Below are 18,313 nucleotides of genomic sequence, written 5' to 3' on the forward strand. Positions count from 1 at the left end.
GATCCCCCCGACCGCCCAGGTATCTATCCCTCCCCCGCCCATGACCCCTGTTTCCCCCCCCCCCCCCCCCCCCCCCCCCCTCCCCCCTCCCCCCCCCCCCCCCACGGGGCTGCCGCGACAGCCTCAGCGCCCGCCGGGCCCCGGCCGGTCGGCCGGGGCCCGGCGGGTGCGGGCCATTCTGCGGGCCACGAAGGTACGCGGGAGGTGCCGGGCCGCCAGGGCGTACGCCTGGTAGCGGCGGCCGGTGATGCTGACCGGGCGGCGCAGGGCGAGGTCCTTCAGGGCCTGCGCCACCACGGCCTCCGGCTCCAGCCAGACCGCGTCGCGCAGCGCGCTGACGTCCATCCCGGCGCGCTCCTGGAACTCGGTGCGGGTGAAGCCGGGGACCACGGCGAGCACCCGGACCCCGTACGGCGCCATGTCCACCCGCAGCGACTCGCTGAAGGCGGTGATCCAGGCCTTGGCGGCCCCGTAGGTCCCGGTCGGCAGGAGTCCGGCCACCGAGGAGACGTTGAGGACCGCGCCCCGGCGGCGTGCGCGCAGGCCCGGCAGTACGGCGTGGGTGAGCCGCAGCGGGACCTTGACCAGCAGGTCGAGCATCCGTTCCTCGTCCTCGACCGGGCTGTACGGGAAGGGTGCGGGCAGCCCGAAGCCCGCATTGTTGACCAGGATGTCCACGGGCCGCACCGGGTCGGCGAGCCGCTCCGTGACGGCCGCGCAGTCGGCCGGGTCCAGCAGGTCGGCGGGCAGTACCTCGGACGCGGTGCCGTACTCCCGGGCCAGTCCGGCGGCGACGGCGTCGAGCCGGTCCTTGTCGCGGGCGACGAGGACCAGGTCGCAGCCCTTTGCGGCGAAGCCGCGGGCGAAGGCCGCGCCCAGGCCGGCACTGGCGCCGGTGATCAGTACGGTGGTCAAGACTCTTTCACTTCCTTGTGGTGGCGGGCACGGCGTACGCCTGGGCGACGTCGACGAGGAACCGGGCCTCGTCCGCCAGGTCCCCGCCCTCATGCGAGGTGTGGATCGCGGCGGGCAGTTCCAGCGCGGCCGCCTCGCCCGGCTGCCCGGGCGCTCCGTCGAGCTTGGCCTGCCGGGCCTCCTTCAGTACGCGGGCCAGCGCGGCGGCGGTGGCCCGCTGCTCGGGGACCCCGTGTCCGGTGACCTGGCCGCGGGCCTGTTCCAGGGCGCCCGGGGCCACGTACTCGCCCAGGATCAGGATCGCGTCGCGCGTCTCGATGACCTTGCGGTACACGAGCAGGTTGCGAGGCACCGGCGGCCACAGCAGCTCCATCACCCGCCAGGCGCGCGGCTTGTTGAGCGCCACGTGCGGCACCGCTTCCACCAGGTCGCGCCACAGCGGCCACAGCCGCCAGGCGGTGGCGATGTCGGCGCAGGTGCGCCGGAGGGTGAACAGGGTGGGCACGAGGATCGCTGCGGCGCGCAGCAGGCCGTGCAGGTTCATGAGCAGCGGGAGGGCGGGCATCGCCCAGGTGCTGCCGAACAGGGCCTTGAGCAGGTACGCCAGCCAGAACAGTCCGGCGAGCGCGGTGCCGAGGCCGAAGAGCCGCAGCCCGGCGGCCAGGCCCCGGCTCTCGGTACGGCGGCTGTAGCGCGAGCACAGGGCCACGCAGACGATGTTGGCGGTCACGTGCGCGGAGATCAGCACGAGCCAGTACGCGAGGGAGGGCACCGGGTCGCCGGCCGGCGGCATGGTGTGCGTGCCGTGGCCGGGCGCGGCCGCGTCCAGGGCGAGGAGGGCGCCGAGCCAGGCCACGGTGGCGACGCAGGCGGTGAGCTGGAGCCGGCGGCCGCGGGTGGTGGCGGCCACGAAGTAGAGGACGGCGCCGGCCGACAGCACCCCGATGAGGTTGCGGACGAGGCCGATGGTGTGGGCGTAGCCCGGGCCCTGGCTCATCGCGTACGAGACGACGTCCGGGAGGTTGAGGGTCATCGCGGCGGCGGCGGTGGCGACGGCCAGCCACAGGCCGCGCTGCTGGGGGGAGCGCAGGGCTCCGGGGGCGCGGAGCAGGACGGCGATCCACAGGCACACCACGCTGGGGACGGCGAGCCAGTTGCCGAAGGCGGTCAGGTCAGCGGCCATCGTTGCCCCGCTCGTATCCCATGGCGGACTCCAGCCGGGCCAGGGTGCCGCGCGCGCCGTTCGCGGACCGCGGGCCGGCGTTCGCCGTGCGGATGCGGATCATGCTGGCGAGCATCTCCGCCTCCTGCTCCTGCCGGGTGGTGTAGTTGGTGCGCCCGAGCACCACGGGGGCGTTCCCGTCGGTCTCCTCCCCTTCGAGGGAGTGGTGGCCGAACAGGATGTGGCCCAGCTCGTGGAGGACGATGTGCTCCCGGTGCAGCGGGGTGGTCTGCGCCTCGTAGAAGACGTAGTCGACGCTGGCCGTACCCACCCACAGTCCGCAGACTCCGGACTCCGCCGCTTCCTTGGGGAGCGGATGGAGCCGGATGGGGCGGCCGCGCCGCTCGGCTATCCGTCGGCACAGGTCGTCGAGGGAGAAGGGGTGGGTCAGATCCAGATGGCCGAGAATCTGCTCGCACCTCTTGCGGATGCTGAGTTGCCGGTGGGGCATGTGATCCCTCTTCGGACCCTTTCCGGGGCAACGGTGGTAGGCGTGTGTGGGCATGGGCATGACGTCCTGTGCCTTCGAGGCGGCCTCGGGGAATGCGGTCCTGAGGGGAAAACGCGGAAGCCCGTCCGCCGAGTGACGAACGGGCGTTCCACCATGCCTACAGATCTTGTACGGGAGTTGGCAAGGCAAGTCCCCAGGTGGGGAAGGTATTCAGCCACTCCGCACGAAGACCGACACGCGCCGGGTGGCTGCAAGACACCCTTGACGGCTCCTACTTCTTGCGGCGCTCCTCGGGGGCGGTGAGGCCCGCACGGCGCAGGGCGTCGGCCATCGCGCTGTTGGCGGGGGCGGGGGCGCTGCCGCCGCCCTGCCGACGGCCCTGGCCGCGTTCGCCCTGACCGGCCTGGCCGCGTTCGCCCTGGCCCTGGTTGCGGCCGCCCTCGCGGGTACCGGACCCGCCGCGCTGCTGCGGCGGACGGCCGCCGCCGCCACCGCCGCCGCCCCGCCGGTCCTCGCGCTGGCGGGGAGCGCCCGCGCCGCGCTCCGCCCCGGCCTCGTCCTCCAGCCGCAGGGTCAGCGAGATCCGCTTGCGCGGGATGTCCACGTCCATGACCTTCACACGGACGATGTCGCCCGGCTTGACCACGTCCCGGGGGTCCTTGACGAAGTTCTTCGACAGCGCCGAGACGTGGGCCAGCCCGTCCTGGTGGACGCCGATGTCGATGAAGGCGCCGAAGGCGGCCACGTTGGTGACCACGCCCTCCAGGATCATCCCGGGGGCCAGGTCGCCGATCTTCTCGACGCCCTCCTTGAAGGTGGCCGTCTTGAAGGCGGGACGCGGGTCACGGCCCGGCTTCTCCAGCTCGCGCAGGATGTCCGTGACGGTGGGCAGACCGAAGGCCTCGGTGACGAACTGCTCGGGCCGCAGCGAGCGCAGCACGCCGGAGTTGCCGATCAGGGCCGCCACCTCGCTGCCCGCCGTCTTGGCCATGCCCCGGACCACCGGGTAGGCCTCGGGGTGCACGCTGGAGAAGTCCAGCGGGTCGTCCCCGCCGCGGATCCGCAGGAAGCCCGCGCACTGCTCGTACGCCTTCGGGCCGAGCCGGGCCACGTCCTTCAGCCCCTTGCGGCTGCGGAAGGGGCCGTTGGCGTCGCGGTGGGCCACGATGTTCTCGGCGAGGCCGCCGCTGATGCCCGACACCCGCGAAAGCAGGGGCGCGGAGGCGGTGTTGACGTCCACGCCGACGCCGTTCACACAGTCCTCGACGACCGCGTCGAGCGAGCGCGAGAGCTTCACCTCGGACAGGTCGTGCTGGTACTGGCCGACGCCGATCGACTTGGGGTCGATCTTGACGAGCTCGGCGAGCGGGTCCTGCAGGCGGCGGGCGATGGAGACCGCGCCGCGCAGCGACACGTCCATGTCCGGCAGTTCCTGCGAGGCGAAGGCGGAGGCCGAGTACACGGAGGCGCCCGCCTCCGAGACCATCACCTTGGTGAGCGTCAGCTCCGGGTGGCGCGTGATGAGGTCCCCGGCCAGCTTGTCGGTCTCGCGGGAGGCCGTGCCGTTGCCGATGGCGACCAGCTCGACGGCGTGCTCCTTCGCCAGCCGGGCGAGCTTGGCGAGGGACTCGTCCCACTTGTTCGCGGGCACGTGCGGGTAGATCACGTCCGTGGCCACGACCTTGCCGGTCGCGTCCACGACGGCGACCTTCACGCCGGTACGGAAGCCCGGGTCCAGGCCGAGCGTCGCCCGGGTGCCGGCGGGCGCCGCGAGCAGCAGGTCGCGCAGGTTCGACGCGAAGACCCGTACCGCCTCGTCCTCGGCGGCCTGGCGCAGCCGCATCCGCAGGTCGATGCCGAGGTGCACCTGGATCTTCGTACGCCAGGCCCAGCGGACGGTGTCGGCCAGCCACTTGTCGCCGGGACGGCCGCGGTCGCCGACGCCGAAGCGGCGGGCGATCATGCCCTCGTACGTGGACGGGCCGGGGACCTCGCCAGGCTCCTCCGGCTCCAGGGTGAGGTCGAGGACGTCCTCCTTCTCGCCGCGCAGCATGGCGAGGACGCGGTGCGAGGGCAGCGCGGTGAAGGGCTCGGCGAAGTCGAAGTAGTCGGCGAACTTGGCGCCCGCCTCCTCCTTGCCCTCACGGACCTTCGCCGCGAGCCGGCCGCGGCCCCACATGCGCTCGCGCAGCTCACCGATCAGGTCGGCGTCCTCGCCGAACCGCTCGGTGAGGATGGATCGGGCGCCCTCCAGGGCGGCCGCCGGGTCGGCGACGCCCTTGTCGGCGTCGACGAACGCGGCCGCGGCGGCTGCCGGTTCCACCGAGGGGTCGGCCAGCAGGCCCTCGGCGAGCGGCTCCAGGCCGGCCTCGCGGGCGATCTGCGCCTTGGTGCGCCGCTTGGGCTTGAAGGGCAGGTAGATGTCCTCCAGCCGGGCCTTGGTGTCGGCCGCGGCGATCCGCGCCGCCAGTTCGTCGGTGAGCTTGCCCTGCTCCCGTACGGAGTCCAGGACCGCCGCGCGGCGGTCCTCCAGCTCCCGCAGATACCGCAGCCGCTCCTCAAGGGTGCGCAGCTGGGCGTCGTCGAGCATCTCGGTCGCTTCCTTGCGGTAGCGCGCGATGAACGGCACGGTGGAGCCGCCGTCGAGGAGCTCGACGGCGGCCTTGACCTGCCGCTCCCGTACGCCGAGCTCCTCGGCGATCCTGCCTTCGATGGACGTCGTCACGATCGGGTCCCGCCTGCCTTCGTTTGCACTGGAAGGCTGCCAATTGTGGCAGGTGGCGGTGGCGGACGGCGGGAACCCTGCCCGTCAGGCCCTGCCCATGAGGTCCCTCGGGAAGGCCCCGGCGGTCACGGCCTTGAGGACGAGGGCGCCGCCGAGCTCGGTGAGGCGGGCCAGGCCGTCCGCGCCGAGGTGCTCGTAGGGCGCGGCGTCGAGGCGGTCGGTGTCGCTCTCCAGTCGCTCGCGCAGGGCCGTGCCCTCCTCGGTCAGCTCGCCGGCGGCGTCGAGGACGCCGCGCTCGCGCAGCCTGCCGGCCGCGGCGTCGAGGTCGTCCTGCGTCCAGCCGCGCATGGCCTTGAGCCACTTCGGGGTCATGCCCTTGCCGGTGGCGGTGTGGCTGACCAGAGCCTCCACCGGGTCCAGGCCCGCGAGGAGCAGGGCGGCGAGGTGTCCGTCGCCGCGGTGCTCGCGCAGCAGGGTGGTGGCGTGCCACAGCCGCAGGTGCGGCTCCTCGGGTACGGGGAGGTCGGCGTGGGCCGCGTACAGGGTGCGGGCGTGCCGGGTACAGCCCTCGGTGGCCCGCATCGCGAGGTCGGCGGCCTCGGCCACCTCCGGGGACTTCACGGTCTCGGCGCCGAGGAGCCGGGTCAGGGCGGCGTCGGCGGCGCGCAGCCGGGCGGCGAGGGCCTGCTCGGGGGCGACGGTGTCCCAGACGGCGGGCAGGTGCCGGGCGACGAGGTCGTGCCGGTAGTTGTAGAAGGTGGCGGTGACCGCGCCGGCCCCGACGGCACCCATCGCGGCGGAGCGGTGCGCCAGGTTGACGGCGACGGGGTCGGCTATCCCGAGGGCGGCGAACTCCGAGGCGATCTCCGGCGAGAAGTAGACGGTGGCGTGCAGCGGGTTGACGGCGGCGTGCCAGCAGCGTCGCGCGGCGAGCGGATGAAGGGTCATGCGCGGCACGGTACCGACTATTCGGTACGCCGGACAGGGCTGCCCCTGGGGCCCGTCGAGCAGGGGGTGTGTCAACGGCCGGGCAGCCGCCATGACCGGCTCCCCGCCCGCGCCTGCTCGGCGGGCACCTCCCGGACGAGGTGGTAGAGGTTCTCGAAATACTCCTGCCACCGGTTGGGGTCCGGCAGGGAGTTCTGTGCGCGCCGGGCCCGCTCCACCGCCACCAGCGGCTCCATCTTCTCCCACACCGTGATCACCGATCCGCCCAGGTATCCGGAGACGGGCTCGATCTCCACCACGCCGTGCGTCACGAGAGCCCCGAGGTTGTCGTAGTACCAAGCCAGTTCGCGGACGAGTTCCTGCCCTTCGACGGGAAGGCCTGCCAGCCCCAGCGACAGGTCGCAGGCGGGCAGTTCCTCATACACGAAGCTGCGCGCCCTTGCCAGCCGTACGCTGCGGTGTTCTCTGAACAGGTCCACCACCACGGGCAGCGTGTTGGCATGCTCCGTGAGCCGCAGCTGTCGCCACGACACCGCGCCCGATATTCCGAGCGCCACCAATGACACCGCCAACGCCGCGATCTCCATTTAGCCCCCTCCGGCCGACACTCACGATCCCCCGTTCCCCGCTCGGGGTCGCCCCACACCGCCGACCGGGCGCGGGGGCGACCGCGCGCCCGCAGGGGCGGGTGTGCGGCAAGGGGGCGTCGTGTCGATCCGGACGTTCCCGCGGGCGGGGCCGGGCGTTCGGCGGCGGCGTCGGGACCGGGGCTCCGGACGGTCGGAGCGCAGGCCGGAGCGGGTGTGCCGGGGCGGGCCGTACCCCCGCGGTCGGCCGCGGCACCGTCCCGCGCGCGTCCGCGTGACGGCCGAATGGCGATCGTGTGACAGCAGGGGCCATGGACATGACCTGAGCGGTCAAGGGTGAATACGGTCGAGCCACAAGGCCTTGGACCACTCTGTGAACCGATCTGTCTCCCCTACCACTTGGAGCCATTCGTGCACCGCAAAGTCATCGCCCCGAGCGTGCTCGCCGCTTCCCTCCTGCTGGTGATCCCGGCGTCGGCGGCGGGTTCGGGTTCGGGCGCCCCGGGTATCGGCGATCCCTACTACCCGGCCAGCGGCAACGGCGGATACGACGTGTCGCACTACGACCTGCGCCTGCAGTACCAGCCGAAGACGGACCTGCTGGAAGGCACGGCCACCCTGCTGGCCACCGCCAAGCAGGACCTGTCCCGCTTCAACCTGGACTTCGGCCTCCAGGTCAGCGAGATCCGGGTCAACGGGGTCAAGGCGAAGTTCGCCACGTCCGGCTCCCACGAGCTGGAGGTCACCCCGGCGAAGCCGCTGGCGCGCAACACCCCGCTGTCCGTCGTCGTCAAGTACGCCGGGAAGCCCTCCGAGCTGAAGGTGGACGGCTGGACAGCCTGGCAGCGCACGCCCGACGGCGGGGTCGCGGCGCAGGAGCCCGACTCGGCGGTCTGGTGGTTCCCGAGCAACGACCACCCGCTGGACAAGGCCACCTTCGACGTCTCGATCAACGTGCCCGACGGCACCCAGGCGATCAGCAACGGCGTGCTGCAGTCCCAGACCTCGCGGCTCGGCTGGACCCGGTACAACTGGCGTTCCAACAAGCCGCAGGCGACCTACCTCGCCACCCTCGCCGTCGGCAAGTTCGACATCACCACCGACAAGACGGCGAGCGGGCTGCCGATCCTCAACGCGTACAGCAAGGACCTCGGCGACAACGCGGGCGCGGCCCGCGCGAGCGTGGAGCGTACCGGCGAGGTCGCCGAGTGGCTGGAGGGGGTCTTCGGGCCGTACCCCTTCAACGCGCTGGGCGGCTACGTGCCGAACGTGACCGCCGGCTTCGCGCTGGAGACCCAGACGCGGCCGTTCTACGGCCCGGGGCAGTTCCGGGGCGGGGCCAACGTCTCGGTGGTCGTGCACGAGCTGGCGCACCAGTGGTACGGCGACAGCGTGTCCGTCGAGGGCTGGAAGGACATCTGGATCAACGAGGGCTTCGCCCGCTACAGCCAGTGGCTGTGGTCGGAGAAGGAGGGCGAGGGCACGGCGCAGGAGCTGGCCGACTGGGCCTATGCCCTGCGCCCGGCCGAGGACGCGTTCTGGCAGGTCAAGCCGGGTGACCCGGGTCCGGAGAACCAGTTCCACGGCGCTGTCTACGACCGCGGGGCCATCGCCCTGCAGGCGCTGCGCAACGAGATCGGCGACGAGAAGTTCTTCGAGATCCTCAAGGGCTGGCCGACCGAGCGGGCCTACGGCAACGCCAAGGTCGGGGACTTCGTCCGGTACGCCGAGAAGGTCTCGAAGAAGCCCCTCGCGCAGCTCTTCGAGACCTGGCTCTACACCCCGGGCAAGCCGGAGGCCTCGGCCCTCAACCCGTCGGCGGCCAAACCCGCGGCCCGCTCACTGCAGCAGTCCGCCCCGGCGAAGCCCGCCGCGGAGCCCAGGTCCTGGAAGAAGATCGCGGAGACCGACACGATCCACGACACCGAGCACGGCTCCGGGCCCGGCCACCGGCACTGAGTCCGCGCCGGCCCCGCGCACCGCGCACGGGCTCCCGCATCCGGCGGGGGCCCGTGTGTCCCATGGCAGTCAGCGGCCTCCCGCATGCCACGCGGCTCGCGCCCGGTAGGCGATGGGCAGGTACCGCAGCCGCTCCGGCAGCAGCGGTACGAGGATCCGTACGGCCGTGCTGAACCGCCGTAGCCTGCGCTCCTGGGCCGGGCTCCACTCCAGCCCGATCGCGGCGCGCGCCTCGGGCGGCATGTAGCCGACGGTGACGAAGGCCCGCAGGCGCAGGAACGCGGCCCGCAGCACCGGCCAGGTGAGCCGCAGCAGCAGGCGGGCGGCGGGCGAGCCGGCCTCCGGCCGGGGCAGCCGCACCTCGGTGGAGATCAGCTCACGGGCGACGGCGGTGGGCTCGATCTCCTCGGCCAGCATCCGGCCCCAGTAGGTCCAGTACTCCTCGATGCTCTGCGGCATGTCCCGGTCGTGCAGGCCGAGGATCCGCCCCACCTGGAGCCACTCCTGGTAGAGCTGCCGCTCCTGGGCGGGGGTGAAGCGGCGCAGCAGGTAGCGCCCGGCGTAGAGGTAGACCGGGAAGCCGGTGGCGTGCACCCAGGCGTAGCAGGCGGGGTCGAGGGAGTGGTAGCGGCGGCCTCGGGTGTCGGTGCCCTGGATGTCCTTGTGCAGGCGGCGCACCCGGCGACCCTCCTCGGCCGCCTCCTCGCCGCCGTACACCCACAGCTGGACCGAGCGCAGGGAGCGCTCGCCGCGGCCCCAGGGGTCGGTGCGGAAGACGGAGTACTCGTCGACACCGGCCGCGATCGCGGGGTGGGCGACCTGCATGGTGAAGGCGGCGGGCAGCATCAGCAGGGCCCTGACGTCACCGGCGATGGTCCACAGCACCCCGCCGGGCGGGGGCGGCTCGGGGTCGGTGCGGCGCGTGGCCGCACGTCCGGCGGGGTGTGCCGAGTACGTCTTCGTCATATGACAAGTATGCGAGCACCGGACGGCCGTCTCACGGACAGAAAGTCGCTGCACGGGTGTTACCCAGAGGTAACTGCTGCTGCTTGTATGACGGCGTCGATCTTCCCCCGCAGGAATGACGGAGACCTTCATGCTGCTTTCCACGCCCCGCTCGCGCCGCGCCGCCGCCACGGCCGTCGCCGCGGTCGCCGCAGGCGCGCTGGCCGCCACCACCGCGCCTGCCGCCACGGCCGCGGAGACCGCCGCCGCCCCGCGGCTCAGCGTCCTGTCGTACAACGTGTTCCTGATGAGCAAGAACCTGTACCCGAACTGGGGCCAGGACCACCGGGCCGCCGAGATCCCCAAGGCGTCCTTCTACCAGGGCCACGACGTGGTCGTGCTCCAGGAGGCCTTCGACAACGGCGCCTCGGACGCGCTGAAGGCGAACTCCGCCGCGCAGTACCCGTACCAGACCCCGGTCGTCGGCCGCAGCAAGAGCGGCTGGGACGCCACGGGCGGCGCGTACTCCGCCACCACCCCGGAGGACGGCGGCGTCACGATCCTGAGCAAGTGGCCGATCGTCCGCAAGGAGCAGGTCGTCTACAAGGACGCCTGCGGCGCCGACTGGTGGTCCAACAAGGGCTTCGCCTACGTCGTCCTGAACGTGAACGGCACCAAGGTGCACGTGGTCGGCACGCACGCGCAGTCCACCGACCCCGGCTGCGGCGCGGGCGAGGCGGCGGAGATGCGCGCCCGTCAGTTCCGGGCCGTGGACGCCTTCCTGGACGGGAAGAACATCCCGGCGAACGAGCAGGTCATCGTGGCGGGCGACCTCAACGTCGACTCGCGCACCCCCGAGTACGCGAGCCTGCTCGCGAACGCCGACCTCGCCGGCTCCGACAGCCGTACGGGGCACCCGTACTCCTTCGACACCGCGCTGAACTCGATAGCGAACTACCGCTACCCGACCGACCCGCGCGAGGACCTGGACTACGTCCTCTACCGCAAGGGCAACGCCCGCCCGGCGGGCTGGGAGAACAACGTGGTCAAGGAGCAGTCGGCGCCCTGGACGGTCTCCAGCTGGGGCACCGCCTACACCTACACCAACCTCTCCGACCACTACCCGCTGATCGGACGCTAGGCCTGTCGTCACCGCCCCGGTCAGGTGAGCGGGGATCCCGCTCACCGGGCCGGGGCGATCCGTCACGCCGTCTCGTGGGGCTCCTCATACAGGCCGTCGATCAGTGCGCCGTACTTGTCGCGGACCACGCGGCGGCGGAGCTTGAGCGAGGGGGTGAGTTCCCCGGTCTCGGGGCCCCACTCCTCGGTCAGCAGCCGGTAGCGCTTGATCTGCTCGGTCCGGTTGAGCCGGGCGTTGGCCGCCGCCACCGCGCGGGTGATCTCCTCCCGGACGGCGGGGTGCGCGGCGAGTTCGGACGGGGAGGCGGCCTCGATGCCCCGGGCGGCGGCCCAGACCGGGGCCAGTTCCGGGTCCAGGACCAGCAGGGCGACGAGGTAGGAGCGGCCGTCGCCGTACACCAGGGCCTGGCCGATCAGCGGGTGTTCCTTGACCGTGTTCTCCACCAGGGCGGGCGAGACGTTCTTGCCGTTCGAGGTGATGATCAGTTCCTTCTTGCGGTCGGTCAGCCAGAGGAAGCCGTCCTCGTCGACCCGGCCGATGTCCCCCGTCGGGAACCAGCCCTCGGTGTCCGCGGCGCTCTCCACCGAGCCGTCCGGCCGCAGGTAGCCGCCGAAGACGGTCGCCCCGCGGGTGAGGATCTCCCCGTCCTCGGCCAGCCTCAGCTCCAGCCCCTCGATCGGGCGGCCCACCGAGCCGAGCCGGAAGCCGTCCGGGCTGTTGACCGTGCACACGCCCGAGGTCTCGGTGAGCCCCCAGGCGTCCATGATGGTGATGCCCCAGCCGGCCCAGAAGCGGACCACGTCGATCGGCATCGGCGCGGTGGCGCTGGCCGTCCACATCAGCCGGTCCATGCCCGCGAGCCGCAGCAACGGGTCCAGCACCTGTTCCTTGGCCCCGGCGTACGAGGCTTCGAGTGCGGCCGGCACCTCCTCGCCGCGCTCCCGGTGGGCGGCCCGGGCGCGGGCCAGGTCGTTGGCGGCCTCGATGGCCGTGCGCTGCGCCTCGGGGAGCTGCGCGAGGACCGCGCGTACCGAGGCGGCGAGCTTCTCCCAGACCCGGGGTACGCCGAAGAACTGCACCGGGTGCAGCTCGCGGACCGCCCCCGACACGGCGGCGGGGTCGGCGCAGAGCCGGACGTGCGAGGCCCGCAGCAGGGGCAGGTAGATGCCGAGGACCCGCTCGGCTATGTGCGCGAAGGGCAGGTAGCAGATGTGCTCGGCGTGCTCGGGCAGTTCCACGTGCCGGTCGAGGCGGATCGCCTGGAGCATCAGGTTGCGGTGGGTCAGCCGCACGCCCTTCGGGTCGCCGGTGGTGCCGGAGGTGTAGACGACGGTCAGCGGGTCCTCGGGGCGGGTCTCGCGCCATGCCTTCTCGAAGGCGTCGGCGCGGTGGAGCCGGGCCCCGCCGGCGTACAGGGAGCCGTAGGTGGAGTGCCCGCCGGCCTCGGCGGCCTCGGCCACGACGAGACGCTCCAGCGGCACGTCCGGGTCCGCCAGCAGCGGCTCCCACCGCAGGAGTTCGCGGGCGCCCTCGACGACGGCGATCCGGGCCCGGCTGTGGCGGGCGATGTGGGCGATCTGCTCGGGCGCGGAGGTCCCGTACACGGTGACGGGCACGGCGCCGAGGTGGACGAGGGCGAGGTCGCTGAGCCAGTGCTCGGGGCGGTTGCCCATCATCATCAGCACGTGTTCGCCGCGCTCGACGCCGAGGGCGGTGTATCCGGAGGCGAGGACGGCGACCTGGCGGCGCGCCTCGCTCCAGGTGAGGGTCGTCCACTCGGCGGCGTCCGGGCCGGCCCGCCAGGAGAGGGCGGGGAGCTCCCCGTACTCGGCGGCGTTGCGGGCCAGCAGGGCCGGCAGGGTGATCTCTTCGGGTCGTCCGGGCAGTCGCAGGTTCGTGGTCATGGGCAGCTCCTGGCCGTTTCACATCGTTGGTGCGACAGCAATACTGTTGAACCCAAGCTGTGGAGCAGAGAGCGAGGCGCAGACGATGGCCGACCAGGCACCCGAGCCGATGCTCACCGTCGACGAGCTGGCGGCCAGGGCGGGCGTCACCGTGCGCACCGTTCGTTTCTACAGCACCCGCGGGCTTTTGCCCCCTCCCGTGATCGGCCCTCGCCGGGTGGGGCACTACGGGCCGGAACACCTGTCCCGGCTGGCACTGATCGAGGAGCTGCAGCACCAGGGCATGACCCTGTCCGCCATCGAGCGCTATCTGGACGCGCTGCCGGACGACCTGAGCGCCCACGACCTGGCGATCCACCGCGCGATGGTGTCCAGTTGGGCTCCGGACGCGGCCCAGGAGGTGTCGCGGGAGGAGCTGGAGAAGCGGGCGGGGCGGAGCCTGTCGGACACCGATGTCCGGCGGCTTACGGCGATGAACGTGCTCGCCGCCTCGGGGGACGGGTTCCGGGTGGACATAGGGCTGCTGCGGCTGGGGGTCGCACTGCTCGACGTGCCGATCGCCCACGAGACGATCCTGGCGGCGCGCAGGGTGCTGATGGAACACGCCAGGTCGGCGGCGCACGAGCTGACGGCGCTGTTCCGGGACGAGGTGTGGGGGCCGTTCACGGAGGGCGAGAGCGATCCGGAGCGGGTGGAGTCGATGAAGGCGCTGTCGGCGCACATGCAGCCGATGGTGGTCCAGGCGCTGGTGACGGCTTTCCAGCGGTCGCTACGGGAGGAACTGCGGGCGGCGTTCGTGTCCGGCGAGGCACCCGGCGGGCCATAGCCGCAGACCGAAGACCTGCTTTGGCGGGGCAGGCCCGTTCTCAGTACGCTGGAAAGGAGTCTTTGCGCCCGCCGGCCTGTGCCCTGAGCGGGTCGGCCCCAGCGGCCCCAGCGGATTCCGCCGCTCAAGGTGGCGGCAACCCCTGCACGTAACGGGCAGGTGTTCCATGGACCTCAACACCATCAGCGAAGTCGTCCGGCGACCGTCCGACCGGCCGGGCGCCGACTGGCGCGAGGGCGACGCATGGCTCGCCGGCGGGACGTGGCTTTTCTCCGCCGAGCAGCCGGGCCTGCGCCGCCTGGTCGACCTGACCGCCCTGGGCTGGGATCCCCTCGTGCCGAGCGGCGCGGGCCTGGAGATCGGCGCCACGTGCACCATCCGGGACCTGTACGCCTTCACGCCCCCGGCCGACTGGACCGCGGGCCCCCTCTTCGCGCGGAGCTGCGAGGCGTTCCTGTCCTCGTTCAAGGTCTGGAACTCGGCGACCGTCGGCGGAAACATCTGCATGTCCCTGCCGGCCGGGCCCATGATCACGCTCACGGTCGCGCTCGAGGCCGAGTACGAGCTGTGGGCTCCCGACGGGTCCGTGCGCACAGTCGATGCCCTCGACTTCGTGACCGGGAACAACCGGAACATCCTCGCCCCTGGGGAACTGCTGCGGCGCATCCGTGTTCCGGCGCGCGCCCTGCGGGGGCGCACCGCCCACCGCCTCTTCACGCTGACCCACCTGGGCCGTTCGACGGTCTTCCTCGTCGGTACGCAAACGGCGGGGAGGAGCGACCTGCTGCTCACCGTCACCGCCGGCACCACGCGCCCGCTGCGCATCGCTTTCGACACCGTTCCCGATGCCCGCACCCTGCAGCAGAGCATCAACGCCATCCCCGCCGACGTCTGGTTCGCCGACCCCAACGGAACCCCGGACCACCGCCACCACCTCACCCTCCACTTCGCCGAAGAGATCCGCCACGAACTCATGGCTGGGGGCCCGGCATGACGTACTCCGTGAACGGCAGGAGCTTCTCCGAGGAACCGGACCCCGGCCAGTGTCTGCGTACCTTCCTGCGCGCGCTCGGCCACTTCGGCGTCAAGAAGGGCTGCGACGCCGGCGACTGCGGCGCGTGCACCGTGTGGCTGGACGGCACTCCGGTCCACAGCTGCATCACGCCCGCGTTCCGCGCGGAAGGGCATGAGGTGACCACGATCGAGGGTCTCGGATCACCCGGCGACCTGCATCCCGCGCAGCGCCGGTTCCGGGACGCCCCGGGATTCCAGTGCGGATTCTGCACCGCAGGGATGATCATGACCTCGGCGACGTTCACCGAGGCCCAGAAGGCGGACCTGCCCCGGGCGTTGAAGGGCAATCTCTGCCGTTGCACCGGCTATCGGGCGATCGAGGACGCGGTGAAGGGCGTCACCGGCGTGCAGAGGGCCGCGCCGGGACGGGCCGTCGGAACGAGCGTCGGTGCGCCGGCGGCCGACGACGTGGTGACCGGTCGCGCCGAGTACACGATGGACACCCACATGGAAGGGATGCTGCACCTGAAGGTGCTGCGCTCACCCCACGCGCACGCCCGCATCGTCTCCATCGACAAGACCGCCGCGCTCGCGGTGCCCGGCGTGCATCGCGTCTACACCTGGGAGGACGTGCCGCGCAGGCGCTTCACCACGGCGATCCACACCGACCACCTCGTCGATCCGGACGACACCTACATCCTCGACCGCACGGTCCGCTTCGTCGGCCAGCGCGTCGTCGCGGTGCTCGCCGACACGGTCGGGGCGGCCGAAGAGGGCTGCCGGAAGGTGGCCGTGGAGTACGAGGTGCTGCCGGCGGTCTTCGACCCCGAGAAGGCCATGGCCGACGGGGCACCGCAACTGCACGGCTCGGAGGATCCGTTCGCCCGCGACTACGTCCACAACCTCCTGCTGGAGATCCACTCGCACATCGGCGACGTCGACGCGGGCTTCGCCGCGGCCGACGTGATCCACGAGGGCACGTACTTCTCACCGCGCGTACAGCACGCACACCTGGAGACCCACGGTTCGATCGCCTGGATGGAGGACGGGCGGCTGAACGTCCGCACCAGTTCGCAGTCCCCGTCGATCGCGAAGGTCAAGCTGGCCTACCTGTTCGCGCTGCGCCCGGACCAGCTCCGCGTGTTCTGCAAGCGCGTCGGCGGCGGTTTCGGCGGCAAGCAGGAGGTCATCTCGGAGGACCTGGCCGCGCTCGCCGCCCTCGACACCGGCCGGCCCGTCTGCTTCGAGTACACGCGCGAGGAGGAGTTCACCACGGCTTCGCCCCGGCATCCGATGAAGCTGACGGTCAAGCTCGGCGCGAAGGCCGACGGCACGCTCACCGCCTTCCAGGTCCGCAATCTTTCGAACACGGGCGCCTACGGCAACCACGGCGGCGAGACCTTGTACGCGGGCGGCTCCGCCGTCATGATCTACCGCTGCCCCAACAAGAAGTACGACGCCTTCTCCGTCTACACGAACACCGTCCCGAGCGGCGCCCTGCGCGGTTACGGAATGACCCAGCCTGCCTTCGCCGTGGAATCGGCGATGGACGAACTGGCCCTCGCCCTGCACATGGATCCGCTCGAACTGCGACGCCGCAACATCGTGCGCCCGGGCGAGCCGCTCGTCGCCCTGCACGACGGGCCCGACGACGTGGTGTTCCACGAGAACGGGCTCGGCGAGTGCATCGACCTCGTGGCCGGCGAGCTGGCCCGTACGGCCGACCAGCCCTCCCCCGGCCCCGGATGGGTCGTCGGGGTCGGCGTCGCCAGTTCCATGCACGAGACCGCGCCCCCGACCGAGCACGTCTCCGAAGCCTGGCTCACGCTCGGCGACGACCTCGTGTACGAACTGGCCGTCGGCACCGTGGAATTCGGGGAGGGCACCTCGACCGCGCACGTCCAGATCGCGGCCAACCAGCTGGGTACGACACCGTCGCGGATCCGCCTGGTGCAGTCCGACACCGACCGCACGGGATTCGACACCGGCGCCTTCGCGAGTGCCGGACTCTTCGTGGCGGGCAACGCGGTCCTCCGGGCGGCCAACGCGGTACGCGACCGCATCATGGACTTCGCCGCCACACAGACGGGCGTCCACGTCGTGATGTGCTCGATGGACGACGACGGCGTCGTCTGCGGGGACGAGCGCGTCTCGCTGGCCACGCTCGTCGCCGAGGCCCGGGCACGCGGCATACGGTTCACGGCCGCCCGCAAGGCGTACGGCTCGCCCCGCAGCATCACCTCCAATACGCAGGGCTTCCGCATCGCCGTCCACCAGGTGACGGGTGAGATCCGTGTCCTGTACAGCGTCCAGGCGACCGACGCCGGTGTGCTCATCAACCCGGAACAGGTCCGGGGACAGGTAGAGGGCGGTGTCGCCCAGGGCATCGGGTTCGCGCTGACCGAGAACTTCCAGATCGACGCGGACGGCGTCATGGCCAACCCGAACCTCCGCAACTACCGCATCCCCACCTACGCCGACGTGCCGCGCACCGACGTGCTCCTGGTGGGCTCGTCGGACTCCGTCGGGGCCATGCGGTCCAAGGGCATGGCGGAGTGCTGCATCAACCCGGTGGCCCCCGCGCTGGCGAACGCGCTCCGCGATGCCACCGGCGTCCGCTACCGCGAGCTGCCGCTCACTCCGGAGCGGATCTACGGCCGGCTCGTCGAGAGCCGGTCGGCGCGGACGGGCACGCGACGATGACGGCCGAACGGCAGACGGACGCCGCGGCGACGGTCATCCTCGGCCGCAGGGTCCGCCCCGGCATGGACCGGGAGTACGAGAAGTGGCAGGACGAGGTCAACGCCGCCGCCGCCCGGTACGCCGGACACCTCGGCGTCCAGGTGTCCCCGCCGACCACCGTGCAGCCCGACTGGGTGATCGTCTACCGGTTCGACTCGGTGGCCCACCTGCAGGCCTGGATGAACGGCGCGACCCGGCAACGGCTCCTCGACGCCGGCGAGCCGTACTTCGACGGTCCCGCGACCCAGCAGGTGATCAGCGGTGGCTCGCAGCCGACGGACCCGCTCGTGACCGTGGTGGTGACCCACCGCGTCCACCCCGACCACGTCGACGACTTCCTCGCGTGGCAGCGTCACATGAGCCAGGAGGAGAGCAAGTTCGAAGGGTTTCGCGGCACTGAGATCTTCCGCCCCATCGAGGGCATTCAGGACGAGTGGACCACCCTGTACCGCTATGACAACGCCGAACACCTGGACGCGTGGCTGACGTCGGCGAAGCGGCAGGAGGTGCTCGCCGAGGGGGAGAAGTTCAACGACTTCAAACTGCGCACGATCGACAACTCGTTCGGCAGTTGGTTCGCCTTCGAGGAGAACGGCAAGGAAGCGCCGCCGCCCTCGGAGACCAAGACCGCCGTCGCGGTCTGGGTCGGGCTCTACCCGACCGTCGTGGTATTGAGCCTCGCCCTGCATCCGCTGGGCATGCCGCTCTGGTTCGGGCTGCTCGTGGGCAACCTGCTGTCGAGCTTCATCATGAGCTTCTTCACGATGCCCCACTACGTGAACCGGCTGCTCAGGCGGTGGCTGTGGCCCTCACCGGACGATCCGCCCGCCAGGACCAACCTGGTCGGCGGCGCCGTCGTCGCCGCGCTGCTCCTGTTTTGGGTCGTCGTCTTCTACCTCGTGACGGAGGTGTTCTGGACGCTGCCCTGACAGCG

At 71.8% G+C, this 18,313-nt stretch carries 14 protein-coding genes; 6 read left to right on the forward strand and 8 right to left on the reverse strand.

Annotation, left to right across the window (positions count from 1 at the left end; translation table 11 throughout):
- Positions 1–123: 123 nt before the first annotated feature.
- The 6 genes from ACZ4YL_RS01035 to ACZ4YL_RS01060 all read right to left on the reverse strand — a co-directional run bounded on the left by ACZ4YL_RS01035 (position 124) and on the right by ACZ4YL_RS01060 (position 6,848).
- Positions 124–915: an SDR family NAD(P)-dependent oxidoreductase gene (locus ACZ4YL_RS01035; RefSeq protein ID WP_468113119.1), complete on the reverse strand. Its 792-nt coding sequence runs from the start codon at positions 913–915 to the stop codon at positions 124–126.
- A 7-nt stretch (positions 916–922) separates the two neighbouring features.
- The gene (locus tag ACZ4YL_RS01040) at positions 923–2,098 is read right to left on the reverse strand and encodes an MAB_1171c family putative transporter (RefSeq protein ID WP_468113120.1); all 1,176 of its coding nucleotides are present in this window, start codon (positions 2,096–2,098) and stop codon (positions 923–925) included.
- Complete coding sequence (locus ACZ4YL_RS01045; protein ID WP_468113121.1) at positions 2,088–2,588, reverse strand: hypothetical protein; 501 nt, start codon at positions 2,586–2,588, stop codon at positions 2,088–2,090. The genes ACZ4YL_RS01040 and ACZ4YL_RS01045 overlap by 11 nt, the downstream gene beginning before the upstream one ends.
- Before the next feature lie 271 nt (positions 2,589–2,859).
- The gene (locus ACZ4YL_RS01050) at positions 2,860–5,313 is read right to left on the reverse strand and encodes a Tex family protein (RefSeq protein WP_468113122.1); all 2,454 of its coding nucleotides are present in this window, start codon (positions 5,311–5,313) and stop codon (positions 2,860–2,862) included.
- An 84-nt stretch (positions 5,314–5,397) separates the two neighbouring features.
- Positions 5,398–6,261 carry an SCO6745 family protein gene (locus ACZ4YL_RS01055; protein WP_266377167.1) on the reverse strand — a complete coding sequence of 288 codons (864 nt, stop codon included), beginning with the start codon at positions 6,259–6,261 and terminating at the stop codon, positions 5,398–5,400.
- A 71-nt stretch (positions 6,262–6,332) separates the two neighbouring features.
- Positions 6,333–6,848 carry a DUF4760 domain-containing protein gene (locus ACZ4YL_RS01060; protein WP_468113123.1) on the reverse strand — a complete coding sequence of 172 codons (516 nt, stop codon included), beginning with the start codon at positions 6,846–6,848 and terminating at the stop codon, positions 6,333–6,335.
- A 411-nt stretch (positions 6,849–7,259) separates the two neighbouring features.
- Between ACZ4YL_RS01060 and ACZ4YL_RS01065 the strand changes: the two genes are divergently transcribed.
- Positions 7,260–8,807: a M1 family metallopeptidase gene (locus ACZ4YL_RS01065; protein WP_468113124.1), complete on the forward strand. Its 1,548-nt coding sequence runs from the start codon at positions 7,260–7,262 to the stop codon at positions 8,805–8,807.
- A 69-nt stretch (positions 8,808–8,876) separates the two neighbouring features.
- Here ACZ4YL_RS01065 and ACZ4YL_RS01070 read toward each other — a convergent pair whose 3' ends face one another.
- Positions 8,877–9,773, reverse strand: coding sequence for an oxygenase MpaB family protein (locus ACZ4YL_RS01070; protein ID WP_468113125.1), 897 nt, complete (start codon positions 9,771–9,773; stop codon positions 8,877–8,879).
- Between the two features lie 130 nt (positions 9,774–9,903).
- Here ACZ4YL_RS01070 and sph point away from each other — a divergent pair, with 130 nt between their 5' ends.
- Complete coding sequence (gene sph, locus ACZ4YL_RS01075; RefSeq protein ID WP_468113126.1) at positions 9,904–10,893, forward strand: sphingomyelin phosphodiesterase; 990 nt, start codon at positions 9,904–9,906, stop codon at positions 10,891–10,893.
- Positions 10,894–10,955: 62 nt separating this feature from the next.
- Here sph and ACZ4YL_RS01080 read toward each other — a convergent pair whose 3' ends face one another.
- Positions 10,956–12,797 carry an AMP-dependent synthetase/ligase gene (locus ACZ4YL_RS01080; RefSeq protein ID WP_468113127.1) on the reverse strand — a complete coding sequence of 614 codons (1,842 nt, stop codon included), beginning with the start codon at positions 12,795–12,797 and terminating at the stop codon, positions 10,956–10,958.
- A gap of 85 nt (positions 12,798–12,882) precedes the next feature.
- On the opposite strand from ACZ4YL_RS01080, the gene ACZ4YL_RS01085 reads away from it, so the two are divergent.
- The 4 genes from ACZ4YL_RS01085 to ACZ4YL_RS01100 all read left to right on the forward strand — a co-directional run bounded on the left by ACZ4YL_RS01085 (position 12,883) and on the right by ACZ4YL_RS01100 (position 18,308).
- Positions 12,883–13,623 carry a MerR family transcriptional regulator gene (locus tag ACZ4YL_RS01085; protein ID WP_468113128.1) on the forward strand — a complete coding sequence of 247 codons (741 nt, stop codon included), beginning with the start codon at positions 12,883–12,885 and terminating at the stop codon, positions 13,621–13,623.
- Positions 13,624–13,789: 166 nt separating this feature from the next.
- On the forward strand, positions 13,790–14,617 hold the full coding sequence (locus ACZ4YL_RS01090) for an FAD binding domain-containing protein (RefSeq protein WP_468113129.1): 828 nt from the start codon (positions 13,790–13,792) through the stop codon (positions 14,615–14,617).
- On the forward strand, positions 14,614–17,340 hold the full coding sequence (locus ACZ4YL_RS01095; protein WP_468113130.1) for a molybdopterin-dependent oxidoreductase: 2,727 nt from the start codon (positions 14,614–14,616) through the stop codon (positions 17,338–17,340). The genes ACZ4YL_RS01090 and ACZ4YL_RS01095 overlap by 4 nt, the downstream gene beginning before the upstream one ends.
- Positions 17,337–18,308, forward strand: a complete 972-nt coding sequence (locus tag ACZ4YL_RS01100; protein ID WP_468113131.1) for an antibiotic biosynthesis monooxygenase — start codon at positions 17,337–17,339, stop codon at positions 18,306–18,308. Before ACZ4YL_RS01095 ends, ACZ4YL_RS01100 begins: the two co-directional genes overlap by 4 nt.
- Positions 18,309–18,313 lie beyond the last annotated feature (5 nt).

The organism is Streptomyces sp. NPDC030021 (assembly GCF_055574035.1).

Excerpts from the sequence above, each read along its gene's own strand:
- ACZ4YL_RS01100 (WP_468113131.1), top strand. The coding sequence starts at position 17,337 with ATGACGGCCGAACGGCAGACGGACGCCGCGGCGACGGTCATCCTCGGC.
- ACZ4YL_RS01045 (WP_468113121.1), bottom strand. The coding sequence starts at position 2,588 with ATGCCCCACCGGCAACTCAGCATCCGCAAGAGGTGCGAGCAGATTCTC.
- ACZ4YL_RS01095 (WP_468113130.1), top strand. The coding sequence starts at position 14,614 with ATGACGTACTCCGTGAACGGCAGGAGCTTCTCCGAGGAACCGGACCCC.
- ACZ4YL_RS01055 (WP_266377167.1), bottom strand. The coding sequence starts at position 6,261 with ATGACCCTTCATCCGCTCGCCGCGCGACGCTGCTGGCACGCCGCCGTC.
- ACZ4YL_RS01040 (WP_468113120.1), bottom strand. The coding sequence starts at position 2,098 with ATGGCCGCTGACCTGACCGCCTTCGGCAACTGGCTCGCCGTCCCCAGC.
- ACZ4YL_RS01060 (WP_468113123.1), bottom strand. The coding sequence starts at position 6,848 with ATGGAGATCGCGGCGTTGGCGGTGTCATTGGTGGCGCTCGGAATATCG.
- ACZ4YL_RS01085 (WP_468113128.1), top strand. The coding sequence starts at position 12,883 with ATGGCCGACCAGGCACCCGAGCCGATGCTCACCGTCGACGAGCTGGCG.
- ACZ4YL_RS01070 (WP_468113125.1), bottom strand. The coding sequence starts at position 9,773 with ATGACGAAGACGTACTCGGCACACCCCGCCGGACGTGCGGCCACGCGC.
- ACZ4YL_RS01090 (WP_468113129.1), top strand. The coding sequence starts at position 13,790 with ATGGACCTCAACACCATCAGCGAAGTCGTCCGGCGACCGTCCGACCGG.
- sph (WP_468113126.1), top strand. The coding sequence starts at position 9,904 with ATGCTGCTTTCCACGCCCCGCTCGCGCCGCGCCGCCGCCACGGCCGTC.
- ACZ4YL_RS01080 (WP_468113127.1), bottom strand. The coding sequence starts at position 12,797 with ATGACCACGAACCTGCGACTGCCCGGACGACCCGAAGAGATCACCCTG.